The following is a 15,085-nucleotide window of genomic DNA, read 5'->3' as shown; positions in this document are numbered from 1 at the left end:
GTCATGGGAGCCAGTGGTTTTCTCGGATCCCACGTCACCCGCCAACTCGTCGCACGCGGCGACGACGTACGCGTGCTGCTGCGCCGCACCAGCTCCACCCGCGGAATCGACGATCTCGACGTCGAACGGCACTACGGCGACATCGTCGATGACGGCGCCGTCCGCTCGGCGATGGCCGACAGGGACGTGGTGTTCTACTGCGTCGTCGACACCCGGGCGATGCTCGCCGACCCGGCGCCGCTGTTCTCCACCAATGTCGACGGTCTGCGCCGGGTTCTCGACCACGCCGTGGACGCGGACCTGGACAGGTTCGTGTTCCTGAGCACGATCTGCACGATCGCGGTCAGCCCGGACGGCACACCCGTGACCGAAGCCGATCCGTTCACCCTGGCCGATCGGTGCGGCGCCTACGTCCGGACCCGCCTGGCCGCCGAGGATCTGGTCCTCGACGCCGTCGAGGGTCGAGGGCTGCCCGGGGTCGTCATGTGCGTGTCCAACACCTACGGCCCGGGTGACTGGCAGCCGACGCCGCACGGCGAGGTCGTCGCCCGTGCCGCCGCGGGGCGCATGCGCTTCTATGCCCGGGGTGCGGCCGCCGAGGTCGTCGGCATCGAGGACGCCGCGGCCGCGCTGCTGCTGGCGGCCGAACACGGCAGGCCGGGGGAGCGCTACATCGTCTCCGAGAGCTACATGAGCCTGCGTGAGATCCTGTGCACCGCTGCGCAGGAGACGGGGGCGCGTCCGCCGTCGGTCGCCGTGCCGATGGCGATGCTCTACGCCGGCGCCTACGCGGGCAGCGCGCTGAAGGCGATGCTGCCGAAGAAGGTCACGCCCTATCTGGACGTGGTGCGCCTACTCGACCTGACCTCGCCGGCCGATCACACGAAGGCAGAACGTGAACTGGGCTGGCATCCGTCTCCGACGTCTGAGGCGATCCGCCGAGCGGCACGGTTCTACGTCAGCGCCGGCGTGCCAGCGACCCGATGACCTCACGGGCTGCACGCTCACCGGCCTCCACCGCGCCCTCCATGTAGGCGCTCCATTCCACGGCCGTGTCGGTGGACGCCCAGTGGATCACGCCGATCGGTTCGGCGAGCGCGGCCCCGTAGGTGGTCCACACCAGCGGCCCGCAGTTGGCGTTGTAGCACCCGCGCGTCCACTGGCGGCTGCCCCACTCGCCGTCGACGTAGTGCGACGGACGGGCCGCGCGGTCGCCGAAATGGCGCACGAGCTCGGCGGTCAACGCCTCGCGACGTTCCTCCTCGGACCAGCGACTGTGCGTGCGGGCCTGCTCGCCTTCGAGGAACAGCAGGATCACTCCGTGATCGTCGCCCTGGATGCAGGTGTCATTGCTCATCCGCGCCGGCCCGATGTCGGAGATGAGTTGGCCGTTGAGTCCGTCGGCGCGCCAGAACGGTTCGTCGTAGACGAAGAACGCCTTCATCGCGGCCGAGTTCGGCATCCGCTGCGTGAGCTGATCGCGGTACCCCGACAGCGGCGGGTCGTACATGATGCGCCCGGCCAGCGTCGGGGACACCGCGACGATGACCCGCCGGCCCCGTGCGATGCGGCCGCCGCGGCAGTGCAGCGTGACGCTGTCGGCGGCGTGCTCGATGAGCTGCACCGGGGAGTCGAGCACGATGTGGTCGGAGATCAACGCCGCAAGCCGCTTCGGGATCTCCGCGGTGCCACCGACGAATCGGGTCGTCTGCGCACCGCCTTCGGACTCGGCGAACAGTTCGGCGGTCACCCCGCAGGTCTGAATGGTGAACAGCAGGTGCAGGAACGACACCTCGACGGTCGGGACAGCGAGGATCCCGACCGTGCAGATCTCCAGCAGCGTGCGCGCGACCGGCGAGAGGCCCTGCTCGTCGTACCACGCTCCGGCGGTGACGGCGTCCCACTCGGCGGCGTGCGGGGCGGTCCACGGCGTCGCCGGGGAGACCTCCGCGGCGAGTTCGTCGAGACGCCGCAGCACCTTCTCCAGTTCGGCCAGCTCGTCGGCGAAGCGTTCGTGGAAGTCGTTGCCGCGCAACACGCCTGTGCCGGCAAGCTCATAGGAGGTCTCGCCGTCGTCGTACTGTGGGTAGGTGTCGACGCCGAGTTCGGCGGCGAGCGCGAACATCCGGTGGTGGGTGTCACCGATCCACTGCGCGCCGAGCTCCATCGGCAATCCGGCGAGTTCCTCGGTCAGCACCCGGCCGCCGACGCGGGTGTCGGCCTCGACGACGAGCGGCGTCAGCCCGGCGGCCAACACCGTGCGGGCGGCGATCAACCCGGAGATCCCGGCGCCGACGATCAGTACGTCCGCTTCATCACTGGCCATGCCGGACAGAATCTCACGGCGAGCACTACAGCGGGTTGAGGATCCGCTGCAGGAACTGCCGCGTCCGCTCCTCCTTCGGATCGCCGATGACCTCGGCGGGGGAGCCCTGTTCGAGGATCACGCCCTGATCGGTGAACAGCACCTGATCGGAAACCCCTCGGGCGAACTGGATCTCATGGGTGACCACCACCAGCGTCCAGCCCTGCACCGCGAGGTCCCTGATCACCCCGAGCACCTCGCCGACGAGTTCGGGATCAAGTGCCGACGTCGGCTCGTCGAACAGCACCACCTTGGGCTTGAGCGCCAACGCGCGGGCGATCCCGACCCGCTGCTGCTGGCCGCCCGACAGCTGGAACGGGTAGCTGTCGCGCTTGTCCTTGAGCCCGACCTGCTCGAGCAGTTCGACCGCCTCCGCCTCGACCTCGTCGCGGGGTCGGCGCTGCCCGACGATCGGCCCCTCGGTGAGGTTCTGCAGCACCGTCTTGTGCGGAAAGAGGTTGTGCGACTGGAAGACGAAGCCGCTCTGCGCCTGGTAGCGGCGCAGCTGGTCCTTCGGCACCGGTCGGGCGAAGTCGATCTCGACGTCACCGACGGTGATCACGCCAGAGTCGGCGACGTCGAGGGCGTTGAGGGTGCGCAACAACGTGGTCTTGCCGGAGCCGGACGGACCGATGATCGCCGTCGCCGACCCGCGCGGCACGGTGAACGACACGCCTTTGAGAACGTCCAGCGGCCCGAACGATTTGTGCACCTCCCGTGCGGCGACGCAGGTCTCGCTCGTCATTTCGCCACATACCTTTCCAGTCGGCGTTCGAATCTCGCCTGCCCGAACGACAGCACCAGGCAGATCACCCAGTAGTACACCGCGGCGGTGCCGTAGAGCGCGAAGAACTCGAACGTCGGGGCCGCGATGATCTGGGCCTGCCGCAGCAGTTCGGTGACCAAAATCGTTGACGCGAGGGAAGTATCTTTGACCAGTGAGATCAACGTGTTCGACAGCGGCGGCACCGCGACCCGGGTGGCCTGCGGCAGGATGATCCGGCGCAGCGCGCCGACGTAGTTCAGCCCGATCGTCTCCGCAGCCTCCCACTGACCCTTCGGGATGCTCTGGATCGCCGACCGGATGATCTCGGCGGCGTAGCCACCGACGTTGAGGCTGAACGCGATCACCGCCGCGGGGAACGGATCGATCCTGACGCCGAACTCGGGCAGCGCGAAGAACACGATGAACAACTGCACCAGCAGCGGGGTGCCGCGAATGACCGAGATGTAGAACCGCGCCAGATTGGTCAGGACCACATTCGACGACAGGCGTGCCAACGCCACCCCGAGCGCGATCACCAGCCCGATAACGAAGCTGATGACCGTCAGCGGGATCGTCATCGTCAGCGCGGCCTTCGCCAGCGGCCACAGGTTGTCGAGCACGAGCTGCAGCGCCGAGCGCGGCTGGACCTGCGGTGCGTCCTGCCCGCCGGAGGCGTTGGTCTTGAGGTACTTCTGCGAGATCTCGGCCAGCGTGCCGTCGGACCGCAGCTCCTCGACGGCCGCGTCGAGGTCGGGCAGCAGCCCGGAGTTCTTCCGCGCCGCGAATCCCTGTTCGCTCTTCTCCCCAGTGGTGCCGGCGATCGTGACACCGGCGTCGCCGGTTTCGGCGAGGTAGGCGTAGATCGACAGGCTGTCGTTGACCACGACATCGACGCGGCCCTGGCTGAGCAGGGCCATCGCCTGGGTGAGCCCCTCCACCGATTCGATGCGTGCGCCGGCGTCGCGGGCGACGGTCGCCCAGTTGCTGGTGGTGTTCTGGGCGGCGAGCTTGCCTTCGAGGTCGTCCAGCGACGTGATCGAGGAGTCGCCGGCCCGGGTCACGATCACGCCCTCGCCGATCGAATACGGCTCCGACAGGTCGTACTTCTGCTGCCGCTCACCGGTGATGGTCACCTGGTTCGCGACGACGTCGAAGCGGTTGGCCTCCAACGCGGCGAACATCGAGTCCCACGGCGTCTCGACGAATTCGACCTGCACACCGAGCTTCTCGCCGACAGCGCGCGCCACGTCGACGTCGTATCCGGTGAGCTGACCGGTCGCGGGGTCGTGAAAGCTGAACGGCGCGTAGACGCCCTCGGTTCCGACGCGCAGCACGCCCGAGGACTCCACCGCGTTACCGGGTCCCGACGAGCCGCACGCCGTCAGCAGGACTGCGAGCGCGGCGAGCACCGCGAGCAGAACTCTGCGTGAGTAGCCCATCGGCGGACGGTAGCAATCTCGGCGTCTCCGACCAAGGGTTCTGCTCACCCCGGCTGGTATACCCACGGCTCGCGCGGTAACCGTCGGGGATCGAACTCGTCGAGCATGTCCCCGACCGACCGCGCGGTGTATCCGAGAGAGTCGGCGATCTGGGCGAGCGCCTTCGACAGTCCGATCTCCGCGAGCGTGACGGCGCCGTCGCGTTTGGCCAGTCGGGCGCCGTCGGCGTTGAGGACCAGCGGTACGTGCGCGTACACCGGCTCGGGGTGGCCCAGGAGTCGCGCGAGATAGGCCTGCCTCGGCGACGACGAGAGCAGATCGTCACCACGCACCACCTGGTCGACACCGGATGCCGCGTCGTCGACGACGACGGCGAGGTTGTAGGCGGGGACGCCGTCGCCGCGGCGCACGACGAAGTCGTCGACCAGCCCGGTGTAGTCGCCGTGCAGAACGTCGTGCACGGTGTGCGACGTCGTGTCGGAACGCAGCCGCAGGGCGGGTGGGCGCCCGGTCTCGTGACGCCGCCGTTCCCGGTCGGCGTCGCTCAGGTCCCGGCAGGTGCCGGGGTAGGCGCCCTCGGGGGCATGGGGGGCACGCGGTGCCTGGGCGATATCTCTTCTCGTGCAGAAACATTCGAACAGGAGTCCGCGGCCGGCGAGGGTGTCCACGACCGCGTCGTAGCGTTCGGGATGTTCGGTCTGGCGGGTCGCGTCGCCGTCCCAGGTGACGCCCAGTGCCGCCAGATCGGCGAGCTGGTGGTCGGCGATGTCGGTGTGGGTGCGGTCGTCGAGGTCCTCGACGCGCATCAGGAACCGCCTGCCGGTGGACCGGGCGAACAACCACGCCAGCACGGCGGTGCGCAGGTTGCCGATATGCAGATCCGCCGACGGGCTCGGCGCGAACCTGCCGGCGCCGGGGGAGCGGGTCATGGGCCCCACTCTGCCTCGCGAGACCGCCACCACGGTAGTCGGCGCGCGCGACCCGCTACGCTGACGGCGCTTTCGCGAGCGGGCCGTGCAGTGCGACCGACGCCGCGGCCACCGATGGGGAGACGCCGACGCCACGGCCCTGCGCGGTCACCGCCAGGCGGGTCCGGTCACCGCGGAACAGGTCGCGGGAGAACTCGCACGGGTTGTCGTGCTGGTCGTAGGCGATCCGAGTGATGAGCAGCAGCGCCGAGCGGGACTTGATGCCGAGCAGGTTGGCCTCCTCGGGCGTCGCGTTGACCGCCTCGATCCGTTCGTCGGCGCGCGCGGTGACCAGTCCGTACTCGCTCTCCAGAATTTCGTAGAGCGATCCGCCGAGCTGCTGTTCGAGCAGCCCCGGGAAGACCTCGGCCGGAAACTGGGCCAGCTCCAACGAGATCGGCGAACCGTCGGCCAGGCGCAACCGCTGGATCTCGATGACGAAGTCGTCGGCCGAGATCCCGAGGGCCTGTTGTGTGGTGGCGTCGGGTGCGGTCATCTTGGTCGACAGCACCCGGGTCCCCGCGACGTAGCCCTGGCTGGCGAGGAAGGCCGGAACCCCGACGACGTCGGTCAGGCTGCGCTGAACCTGTGCGTGGCTGATGAAGATGCCGCCGGCGCGGCCGATGACCCGGTCGACGAGCCCCGCCTCCTCGAGGGCGGCCAGTACCTGCCGCAGGCTCGACCGGCTGGTGCGGTAACGCTCGGCGAGCTCGCGTTCGCTGCCCAGTTTGGTCCCGGGCTTGCCCGCGTTGATGTCGGCCACGATGCGCCGCCGCAGATCTTCGGTCTGAGTGGGCACCGGGCCTCCTCGCCTACGCCAATTGGTTCGACCAAATCTAGGGTACGTCCCTACAGGTCGGCGAGCGCCTCCGGCGATTCGGGCAGGATCTGGCCTCCGTCGACCACCAGGGACTGCCCGGTGATGTAGGACGCCTCGTCGGTGGCGAAGAACAGTGCGGCGTTGCCGATGTCGGCGACCTCCCCGAGCTTGCCCGCGGGCACCGCGGCGGCCATCTGGTCGATGTATGTCTGGCCCATCTCGATCAGGCCCTCGGTGAGGATGTTGCCCGGCAGCACGGCATTCACGGTGATCTTCTTCGGCGCCAACTCGATCGCGGCGGTGCGCAGGAAGCCGAGCTGGGCGGCCTTGCTCGCGCCGTAGTGCGACCAGCCGGGGAAACCGGTGACGGGTCCGGTGATGGACGAGGTGATGATCACGCGGCCGTGACCACTGGCGGTCAGCGCGTCCAGCGCGGCCTGCACGATGTAGACGGTGCCCTTGAAGTTCACGCCGAGGACCGCCTCGATGTCCTCGGGGGTCAGGTCGGCCAGCCGCCCGGACGGGAAGATCCCGGCGTTGGGGCACACGATGTCCAGTCCGCCGTTGCGCTCCACCGCCGTCTCGACGACGCGGCGGCAGTCCTCGGGGCTCGTCACATCGGCGGTGACACCGGTGACGGAGCCGGCAAGCCCTGACAGGTCGGCGACCGTGCGGTCGATGTCGGCCTGCGTGCGCGCGGTGATGACCACGTTGATGCCGGCGCGCGCGAACGTCTCGGCGATTCCCCGCCCGATGCCCTTGCTGCCTCCGGTGACGACGGCCGACCGGCCCTGCAACGAACTGAACATAGCGACAAATCCTTTCGAACGAGGATCAGAAAATTCGGTGTCCGTCGGAGCTCAGGTAGTGCTCGGCGAGTGTGCAGCTGCCTGCCGCGTAGGTCACCGAGATCGCCTGGGACTCCTTGGAATGACTGTGGGTGCCCATCCACGCCAGCAGCAACAGTCGGCGCAGCAGGATGAACGAGGCCAGCATGTCCTCGTCGGCAGCGCTGATCGGGCGACGGCTGCGGTACCCGCTCACCCAGGCGTCCTGCCATTCGGGGACCGACGGATGATCCTCGAAGAATGACACCGCGGTGCCGAAATCGTAGAAGTACCAGCCCATTCCGCAGTCGTCGAAGTCGATCACGGTGATCGTGTCGTCGTCGACGAGCAGGTTGGCCAGCCGCAGATCGGCGTGGACCAGTCCGAAGGTGTCGGGGCCGGTGCCGTAGTCGGTGAGGCGCCGGTGCAGCAGTGCCTCGGCCCGGGTGAGGACGTCGGCCTCGTGTTCGCCCACGCCGACGGCGTCACGCCACCGGCCCCACCGCGGGGTTCCGCCGAGGCTGTGCTCCCAGTCCCACGCGAAGCGGCTGAACCCGGACGGTCGCTGCCAGCTGCGGGCGTGGTCGTGCAGCGCGGCGGTGATGCAGCCCAGCGTGTGGAAGGCGGTGGAGGTCACCGTGTCCTCATCCGGTTCGGCGCCGGGCACCATCTCGAAGTGGACCACGTGCCGTTCGTCTCCGTCGTGTTGCACCGTGACCACGCGGCGCCCGTCGTGGGCGGGGATCACGGTCGGCACCGTCACGTCGCTGTCCCGGCGCAGCGCGTCGAGCCACATCAGCTCGGATTCGATCTGGTCGACACGGTGATAGTCCTTGCGGTGCACCCGCAGGATGGACCGGTGCCCGCAGCCGGGCTCCTCGACCGCGTAGGTCGCGTTCTCCGACAGGTTGAGCAGCCGCAGAGCCGATCCCTGGGGCAGGTCGAACGCCGCCAGCGCCTTCTCGGCGACGGCCTGGTCGTCGGTGAAGTCTGCCGTCAATGCTCCCGCCCTTCGATCGCTGCGAGGACCTCGGTGATGCGGTCTCGCGCCACCACCACGTCTTCGGTGCTGCCACTGATGTAGAGCCTGCCCGCCGCGCCGATCATCTGCACGTCGACCAGGGTGAGGCCGGGTGCGGCGCGTTCGGCCTCGTTGGCCGCGACGGCGGCGAACAGTGCGGGGGTCATCTCGTAGACCAGCAGCGACTGCCCGGGCAGCACCATCGAGGCCTGCCGGTTGCGGTTCAGGATGACCGCGTGCTGATCGGTGATGTCCTCGATCACGTCGTGGTAGAGGACCCTGGGCCGCAGCTGGTCGCTCGCCGAGCTCCGCGTGCCCGTCAGGATCGCCTCGCCGGCGCGGCGCACATCGGCCAGGTCGCCCGAATGGATCTCCAGTACGCCGAACTGCCGCTCCACGTACAGGATTCCCGGCTGAATGCCCGGCACCTCGCGCAGTGCGAGGTCGATGACCCGTTCGATGGCCAGCGCCGGTGACACCTCGACGATCAGCGCGTGCTCACCGGCGTACGGCGGGTAGCCGCGGGCCCGGGTCGGGGTGCCCAGGTAGGCGGCGAACTGCTGCTGCAGATCCTCGACCAACAGGTAGACCCGGATGTCGGTCCGTGTCGGGGCAGAGGACGGCGCCTCGGAAAGAGCCACTGGCCGAGACTACTGTGCGGCGACGGAGAAGTGTGCGCCGAGCTCGTTGTGCGGCCGCGGGATCACGTGCACGCTGACGAGTTCGCCTACCTGCGAAGCGGTTTCGGCACCCGCCTCGGTGGCGGCCTTGACGGCGCCGACCTCGCCGGTGACGATGACGGCCACCAGACCGTCACCCACCTCTTTGCGGTCGGTGATGGTCACGTTCGCGGCCTTGACCATTGCGTCGGCTGCTGCGAGCGCGGCGACGTAACCCTTGGTCTCGATCATTCCGATCGCGTTGCTGGCCATGGTGTTTCTCCTTTGTGTCGGATTATTGGAACGGACGGGGCCGGTAGCCGGGACGGTCAACCGGTGGGATCGATGGAGCCGATGATCAGTGCGTCGACCGGCGGCGGGGTGCCGGTGAACCAACTCGCCGCCACCGAGCCCTGGGTGACGAGCACGTGTTCGCCGACGCCGCTGCCGAGGACGTCTAAGGCGATCAGCCGGGAGCCGGAGCCGTCCACCTCGACTTCGAGGAAGGCGCCGGCCGGGATGCCGTCGATGCGTCGGGTCGACCAGACCTGACCGATGACCGTGCCACGGATCATGTTCGCTCCTTGTGGATCGTGACGCCCAGCGCACGGGCGCGTTCGCGGGCCAGCGGGGTCATCACGGCGCGGGGGCCGAGGACCAGGGATGCGCCGGTGGCGGCGATGTCGGTGATCTGCCGTTCGGTGACCGCGCCGCGTTCGACGCGGGTGCTGCTGCCGGGTCCGCCGCGGTCGGTTCCGGCCAGCCGGAAGCGCAGCCGGCCGTGCCGCAGGTCGGCGCGGGTCTTCGGATTCTCGAACAGGTGCAGCAGGTTCCGGACGAACACATCCAGATCGCGGTCGTTGGTGAGGCGTACGGTGTCGGTGCGGGAGCGTTCGTCGGCGGCCAGCGGTCCGGTCGCGACGGGGCCGTTGGTCCTCGTGGGGGCCGGGGTCGGCAGATCAGCAACGGCTTCGCGCACCACGTCGCGCACGAGTTGTCGGAGCACCTCCCGGTCGACGCTCACCGCACGCTCCGGGCGAGGGCCTCTTCGGCCGCCGCGGCGGCTTGGCGGATGTCGGATTCGCTGCCGGACAGGTACACCCGGCCCGTCGCGCCGATCATCCGGAAGTCGACGACCTTCACGTCGGCGGCCTTCTCGGCCTCGTTGGTGGCCAGGATCGCGTAGGAGGCAGGGGACACCTCGAGCACGTACAGCGACTCGCCGGCCAGCACCATCGACCCGATCTTGTTGCGGTTGATCAGGAATGCGTGCTGCTGATCGATGCTGGAGATGATGCGGGAGGCCAGGATCTGCGGCGCAGTGGCCGATCCGGCGTCGCGGCCCAGTTCGGCGAGGGCGGCGTCGGCGGCGGCTTCGACGTTGGCGGTGTCGCCGTGGAACTCCAGATATCCGAACTGACGCTCGACGACCAGCACGCCGGCCTGCACCTCGGCGTGCTTGAGTGCGACGTCGGTGACGCCCTCGATGTCGAGGCCGGGAGCCACTTCGATGATCTGCGCGGCGACGCCGGCGCGGGGCAGGGCGCCCTTGATCCAGGTGCCCAGGTACGACATCGTCTGCGGCTGAAGCCGATCGATGAAGATGAACGAACGCAGTTCAGCCACGGGTCACCTCTTGATCAGTTGGGCGAGTTCTTCGGCCACCAGCGCACGCAACTCGGCGCGCAGCGCCTCGATGCCGGGGTCGGCGGACCGCGGGGCGGTCGGCCTGCTGACGGAGGCCGCGGGTGCGGGGGCGGGGGTGGCCGATTGGTCGTTGGACGCGCGCGGATAGGCAGGCACCGGGCCGGTGGGCGCGTGCCAGGGGGACAGCCCGGCGAAGTTCGGCATCGTGACCGCGGTATCGGCGTTGTAGGCGATCCGTGCCCAGTTCAGCAGATTCTCCGGCTGCAGGTTCTCACCGATCGAGCTGCGCCCGACGAAGCCGGTGCCGATCGTCATCGACGGTGCCAGGTTGGTATCGAGCCCCGAGCTGCCGGTGCTGTTGCCGACGTTGACCGACACCCGCAGCACCGGCACCTTGGCCGCGAATTCGGTGATGACAGAGGCGTCTTCGCTGTGGATCGCGGCGGAGTATCCGGCGCCGGCGATCCGCACCACGGCGCGGGCGGCACGGATACCGCGGGGTGCGTCGGCGACGGTGGTCATGCCGAGGACCGGGCAGAGCTTCTCGTGGGTCAGCACCTCCTCGCCGATGACATCGGTGAACGGGGCGATCAGGACCCTGGTCTTCGGCGTGACGCGCAGCCCGATGCGTTCGGCGATCCAGGCCGCGTCGCGGCCCACCACCTCGGTGTTGAGGGCGCCGTCGGGGAACATGTACTCGCGCAACCGGTCTGCGGCGTCGGCATCGAGGATGTGGGCGCCGTGGCGGGTCAGCGAGGTCCGCAGCTTCGCCGCGATGGACTCCTCGGCGATCAGCACCGACTCGTTGGTGCACAGCACCGAGTTGTCGAAGGCCTTGCTGTCGACGATCCGCCGAGCGGCGGTGTCGATGTCGGCAGTGGCGTCGACGAAGACCGGCACGTTGCCGGGCCCGACGCCCAGCGCCGGGTTTCCCGACGAGTACGCGGCGCGCACCACGCCGGTACCACCGGTCGCGACGATGACGTCGGTGCGCTCGTCGGACATCAGCGCTTCGACCAGCGGCAGGGACGGCTCGTCGATGACCTGCACGATCCCGTCGGGAGCACCTGCGGCCTCGGCGGCCTCGGCCAGCACCCGGGCGGCGTCCGCCGAGCACTGTCTGGCCCGCGGATGGGGGGCGACGACCACCGCGTTGCGCGTCATCAACGCCAGGATGACCTTGAAGTACACCGTGGCAACGGGATTGGTGGTCGGCGTCAGGGCCAGCACCACACCGGCGGGGCGCGGGATCTCGACGATCTTGCGCGCGGTGTCGATGCGCGGGGTCACGTAGTCCTGGTCGCGGTAGAACTCGACGATGCCGCGCGAGCAGGCGCGGTTCTTCGTCACCTTGTGCTCGACGACACCCATCTGTGTCTCGGCGACCGCCGCCGCGGCGAAGCGTTCGGCGTTGCGGTGGCCGGCCTCGGCGACGGCGTCGACGATCCTGGCGACCGAGGCCTGGTCGTAGTCGGCGTAGGCCGAGGCGGCGAAGTGCGCGCGCTCGAGCAGTTGACCTGCGTGGGGTACCGCAATCACGGCTTCCTCCGTCCGGTCGCGGCCAGCTTCGCCCGTCCGACGGCGACCTCGACACGGTCGAGGACGTCCTCGCAGAGGTCACGGTTGAGCAGCAGGCCCGGTTTGAATTGCAGCACACGGGGATCCAGCGTCGAGAAGATCGCCCACACCCCGTTCTGGTAGAGCTCGCGCATCACGAACTTCGCGCCCTCGGGGTGGTCGAACTCCAGCCCGATCACCACGCCGTTCTGCCGGATGCCGACGAACCAGCCCGGGTGGTCGGCCTGGATGGCGGCCAGACCCTTGGCGAAGATGTCGGCGATGTAGTGCACCGACGAGCGCACCTCGGGACGGCTGGTGATCTCCAGGGTTTTCAGGGCAGCCACGCAGCCCAGCTCGGCGCCGCCGAACGTGGAGATGTGGCCGAACCCGTCCTGGTGGAGCCACTGGGCGGCGCGGTCGCTGAGCAGCGCCGCGGTGATCGGGTACATGCCGCCCGAGAGCCCCTTGCCGGTGACCATGATGTCGGGTTCGATGCCGTGTTTGGTGATGCCCCACATCTCCCCGGTGCGCATCAGCCCGGTCTGCACCTCGTCGGCGATGTAGAGGGCGTCGTAGCGCACGCACAGGTCCTTGACCGCTTCCAGATATCCGATGGGCGGCAACGGAAATCCGTACGTGGCCGGGATGGTCTCCATGATCACCGCGGCGACGTCGCGACCGCGCAGCGCCTGCTCCATCGCATCGGTGTCGCCGAAGGGCACCTGGACGAACTCGTCGGGCCGGTCGGCGAGGAACAGTTTCGCGAAGCGGTCGTCACCCGTCGCGACCGCCAGGCCCGTGTGCCCGTGGTAGGCCTTGACGATCGAGACGATCTTGCGGCGCTGGGTGGCGTGCCGGGCGCTCTTGAGCGCGATGTCGATGGCCTCACCGCCGCCGGAACCGAACGCGACCTTGCTCAACGATTGCGGTGCGGACTCGATCAGCTTCTGGGCCAACGCGGTTCGTGCCACCGACGGGAAGTGGTGGTTGCCGACGTCGAAGTGCGCCATCCCGTCGGTGATCGCCTGCATCACCTCGGGATTGCGGTGGCCGAGGTTGTAGGTGCCGCCGTTGAGGTGCATGTCGATCAGGCGGCGGCCGGTCATGTCCCACAGGAAGTAGTCCTGCCGGCGGTCGATCACCAGGTCGACGCCGGTGTCGGTCCAGAACTGGGTCTTGTCGGGGTTCCAGAACTCTTTGGCACGTTCCAGCACCTGGGCTTTGGAATCGAACGAGAACGTGCCGTAGTCGTACACGGGACTCCCTGTCGTGCGGTCGGCCGGGTGTGAACCAAAAACTAAACGGTATGACCATTTATGTCAATCGGACGTTCACAGGGGTTGCACAGCTCATTTGGTAGTGCCAATATGTTCGAGGTTCGCCACTGTGGTCTAGACCACAGTGTGAGTTCAGGACGAGCTGAACCGGGTTTCCCTCCTTCGCCATGGAAGGCCTCTCCAGATGACTGAATCCGCCGAAAGAACGGCCCCAGGTCAGACAACACCCACCGATTCCGTACAACGGCTCAAGCGCAACGCCGTCGGCACCTTCGGCGTGATCTTCATGGCGGTCGCGACCGCCGCGCCGATCACCGCGATGGTCGGCAACGTCCCGATCGCCGTCGGCTTCGGAAATGGTTCGCACGCACCCGCCGGCTATCTCGTCGCCACCATCGTGCTGGGCCTGTTCGCGATCGGTTACGCGACGATGGCCAAGCACATCACCGCCACCGGCGCGTTCTACGGCTACATCTCACACGGTCTGGGCCGCGTGATGGGCATGGCCAGCGGCCTGATCATCACGCTGGCCTACATCGTGTTCGAGGCGTCGCTGATCGGCATCTTCGCGTTCTTCTTCCAGAACTTCCTGTCCTCGCAGCTCGGCATCACCATCCACTGGCTGGTGCCGGCGCTGCTGATGCTGGTCCTGAACTCCATCCTGACCTACTTCGACGTGAACCTGACGGCGAAGGTCCTCGGAGTCTTCCTGATCACCGAGATCTTCATGCTGGCCCTCGGTGCCGTCGCGGTGGCCGTCAAGGGCGGCGGGCCCGACGGCTTCGCGATCGCCGAGACGCTGAATCCGGTCGGTGCGTTCCAGCCCGCGGCGATCGCCGGCGCCAGCGCCGGCCTCGGCCTGTTCTTCGCGTTCTGGTCCTGGGTCGGTTTCGAGTCCACCGCGATGTACGGCGAGGAGTCCAAGGACCCCAAGCGAATCATCCCGCGCGCCACCATGATCGCCGTTCTCGGTGTCGGAATCTTCTACGTCTTCGTGTCCTGGATGGCCATCGCGGGCACCGGGCCGCAGCAGGCGGTCGAGCTGGCGCAGAGCGCGGACACCTCCTCGGAGATCTTCTTCGCGCCGGTCCGTGACACCTACGGCGAATGGGCCATCACCCTGTTCAACATCCTGCTGGTGACGGGATCGTTCGCGTGCGGCATGGCGTTCCACAACTGCGCGTCGCGCTACCTCTACGCGCTCGGCCGCGAAGGTCTGTCCACCGGTCTGCAGAAGACCCTGGGCGCCACCCACAAGACGCACGGCTCGCCCTACATCGCGTCGTTCGTGCAGAGCGGGATCGCGCTGGTCCTGGTGCTGGCGTTCTTCTTCGCGGGGATGGATCCGTACATCCACATGTACACCCTGCTGGCGATCCTCGGGACGATGGCGATCCTGATCGTGCAGTCACTGTGTGCGTTCTCGGTGGTGGCCTACTTCCACTTCCACAAGAACCACCCGTCGAGCGCGCACTGGTTCAAGACGTTCCTGGCGCCGCTCACCGGCGGCATCGGCATGCTCTACGTCGTCTACCTGCTGTGGGAACACAAGGAATCCGCCGCGGGCGCGGCATCGGGCACCTTGCTGTTCAAGCTGACACCATGGATCGTGATCGGAGTCTTCGCGTTCGGCGCGGCGATGGCGCTGTACTTCAAGTTCAAGGACAAGCGCCGCTACGAGCTGATCGGCCGGATCGTGTACGACGACAGCGAAGTTCGCGATTAGGAAGGGTTCT

At 68.1% G+C, this 15,085-nt stretch carries 16 protein-coding genes; 2 read left to right on the top strand and 14 right to left on the bottom strand.

Translation table 11 applies throughout. The features are described 5' to 3' along the window. Nucleotides 1-3: 3 nt before the first annotated feature. The gene (locus tag DYE23_RS26275; protein WP_372516295.1) at nt 4-987 is read left to right on the top strand and encodes an NAD-dependent epimerase/dehydratase family protein; all 984 of its coding nucleotides are present in this window, start codon (nt 4-6) and stop codon (nt 985-987) included. Here the strand turns inward: DYE23_RS26275 and DYE23_RS26270 are convergent. The 14 genes from DYE23_RS26270 to DYE23_RS26205 are packed head-to-tail and all read right to left on the bottom strand — an operon-like array spanning nt 959 to nt 13,328. Continuing rightward, nucleotides 959-2,326, bottom strand: coding sequence for a flavin monoamine oxidase family protein (locus DYE23_RS26270; protein WP_115328564.1), 1,368 nt, complete (start codon nt 2,324-2,326; stop codon nt 959-961). The two genes, DYE23_RS26275 and DYE23_RS26270, sit on opposite strands and share 29 nt — an antisense overlap. 25 nt (nt 2,327-2,351) lie before the next feature. Next, entirely contained in the window at nt 2,352-3,110 is a 759-nt protein-coding gene (locus DYE23_RS26265; protein ID WP_115328563.1) for an amino acid ABC transporter ATP-binding protein, read from the bottom strand. Beyond that, nucleotides 3,107-4,570, bottom strand: coding sequence for an ABC transporter permease subunit (locus DYE23_RS26260; RefSeq protein ID WP_115328562.1), 1,464 nt, complete (start codon nt 4,568-4,570; stop codon nt 3,107-3,109). Before DYE23_RS26260 ends, DYE23_RS26265 begins: the two co-directional genes overlap by 4 nt. 44 nt (nt 4,571-4,614) lie before the next feature. Further along, nucleotides 4,615-5,499, bottom strand: a complete 885-nt coding sequence (gene gluQRS, locus DYE23_RS26255; protein ID WP_115328561.1) for a tRNA glutamyl-Q(34) synthetase GluQRS — start codon at nt 5,497-5,499, stop codon at nt 4,615-4,617. 55 nt (nt 5,500-5,554) lie between these two features. After that, nucleotides 5,555-6,337: a GntR family transcriptional regulator gene (locus DYE23_RS26250; protein ID WP_115328560.1), complete on the bottom strand. Its 783-nt coding sequence runs from the start codon at nt 6,335-6,337 to the stop codon at nt 5,555-5,557. Between the two features lie 50 nt (nt 6,338-6,387). Continuing rightward, nucleotides 6,388-7,167, bottom strand: coding sequence for a 3-oxoacyl-ACP reductase FabG (gene fabG, locus DYE23_RS26245; RefSeq protein WP_115328559.1), 780 nt, complete (start codon nt 7,165-7,167; stop codon nt 6,388-6,390). 25 nt (nt 7,168-7,192) lie between these two features. Further along, nucleotides 7,193-8,185 carry a phosphotransferase enzyme family protein gene (locus DYE23_RS26240; RefSeq protein ID WP_115328558.1) on the bottom strand — a complete coding sequence of 331 codons (993 nt, stop codon included), beginning with the start codon at nt 8,183-8,185 and terminating at the stop codon, nt 7,193-7,195. Next, nucleotides 8,182-8,847 carry a microcompartment protein gene (locus DYE23_RS26235; RefSeq protein WP_013473008.1) on the bottom strand — a complete coding sequence of 222 codons (666 nt, stop codon included), beginning with the start codon at nt 8,845-8,847 and terminating at the stop codon, nt 8,182-8,184. The genes DYE23_RS26240 and DYE23_RS26235 overlap by 4 nt, the downstream gene beginning before the upstream one ends. Before the next feature lie 9 nt (nt 8,848-8,856). Then, nucleotides 8,857-9,138 carry a BMC domain-containing protein gene (locus DYE23_RS26230; RefSeq protein ID WP_011892136.1) on the bottom strand — a complete coding sequence of 94 codons (282 nt, stop codon included), beginning with the start codon at nt 9,136-9,138 and terminating at the stop codon, nt 8,857-8,859. A gap of 56 nt (nt 9,139-9,194) precedes the next feature. Next, nucleotides 9,195-9,440, bottom strand: a complete 246-nt coding sequence (locus tag DYE23_RS26225; RefSeq protein WP_115328557.1) for a EutN/CcmL family microcompartment protein — start codon at nt 9,438-9,440, stop codon at nt 9,195-9,197. Continuing rightward, nucleotides 9,437-9,889 (bottom strand): hypothetical protein, encoded by a 453-nt coding sequence (locus DYE23_RS26220; protein WP_115328556.1) that lies wholly within the window; start codon nt 9,887-9,889, stop codon nt 9,437-9,439. Before DYE23_RS26220 ends, DYE23_RS26225 begins: the two co-directional genes overlap by 4 nt. After that, on the bottom strand, nt 9,886-10,491 hold the full coding sequence (locus DYE23_RS26215; RefSeq protein ID WP_011892139.1) for a BMC domain-containing protein: 606 nt from the start codon (nt 10,489-10,491) through the stop codon (nt 9,886-9,888). The genes DYE23_RS26220 and DYE23_RS26215 overlap by 4 nt, the downstream gene beginning before the upstream one ends. Nucleotides 10,492-10,494: 3 nt before the next feature. Continuing rightward, nucleotides 10,495-12,051 (bottom strand): aldehyde dehydrogenase family protein, encoded by a 1,557-nt coding sequence (locus tag DYE23_RS26210; protein ID WP_115328555.1) that lies wholly within the window; start codon nt 12,049-12,051, stop codon nt 10,495-10,497. Beyond that, nucleotides 12,048-13,328, bottom strand: a complete 1,281-nt coding sequence (locus DYE23_RS26205) for a class-III pyridoxal-phosphate-dependent aminotransferase (protein WP_115328554.1) — start codon at nt 13,326-13,328, stop codon at nt 12,048-12,050. The genes DYE23_RS26210 and DYE23_RS26205 overlap by 4 nt, the downstream gene beginning before the upstream one ends. Nucleotides 13,329-13,533: 205 nt before the next feature. Here DYE23_RS26205 and DYE23_RS26200 point away from each other — a divergent pair, with 205 nt between their 5' ends. Continuing rightward, the gene (locus DYE23_RS26200) at nt 13,534-15,075 is read left to right on the top strand and encodes an APC family permease (protein ID WP_115328553.1); all 1,542 of its coding nucleotides are present in this window, start codon (nt 13,534-13,536) and stop codon (nt 15,073-15,075) included. Nucleotides 15,076-15,085: the final 10 nt, after the last annotated feature.

This window comes from Mycolicibacterium gilvum (genome assembly GCF_900454025.1).
Lineage (GTDB): Bacteria > Actinomycetota > Actinomycetes > Mycobacteriales > Mycobacteriaceae > Mycobacterium > Mycobacterium gilvum.
The sequence above is the reverse complement of the archived record's forward strand: the minus strand, read 5'-3'. Positions and strand labels throughout refer to the sequence as shown.

What these genes read in the sequence shown, in the direction of transcription:
- DYE23_RS26275 (WP_372516295.1), top strand. Translation starts at nt 4, where the DNA reads ATGGGAGCCAGTGGTTTTCTCGGATCCCACGTCACCCGCCAACTCGTC.
- DYE23_RS26270 (WP_115328564.1), bottom strand. Translation starts at nt 2,326, where the DNA reads ATGGCCAGTGATGAAGCGGACGTACTGATCGTCGGCGCCGGGATCTCC.
- DYE23_RS26265 (WP_115328563.1), bottom strand. Translation starts at nt 3,110, where the DNA reads ATGACGAGCGAGACCTGCGTCGCCGCACGGGAGGTGCACAAATCGTTC.
- DYE23_RS26260 (WP_115328562.1), bottom strand. Translation starts at nt 4,570, where the DNA reads ATGGGCTACTCACGCAGAGTTCTGCTCGCGGTGCTCGCCGCGCTCGCA.
- gluQRS (WP_115328561.1), bottom strand. Translation starts at nt 5,499, where the DNA reads ATGACCCGCTCCCCCGGCGCCGGCAGGTTCGCGCCGAGCCCGTCGGCG.
- fabG (WP_115328559.1), bottom strand. Translation starts at nt 7,167, where the DNA reads ATGTTCAGTTCGTTGCAGGGCCGGTCGGCCGTCGTCACCGGAGGCAGC.
- DYE23_RS26230 (WP_011892136.1), bottom strand. Translation starts at nt 9,138, where the DNA reads ATGGCCAGCAACGCGATCGGAATGATCGAGACCAAGGGTTACGTCGCC.
- DYE23_RS26225 (WP_115328557.1), bottom strand. Translation starts at nt 9,440, where the DNA reads ATGATCCGTGGCACGGTCATCGGTCAGGTCTGGTCGACCCGACGCATC.
- DYE23_RS26200 (WP_115328553.1), top strand. Translation starts at nt 13,534, where the DNA reads ATGACTGAATCCGCCGAAAGAACGGCCCCAGGTCAGACAACACCCACC.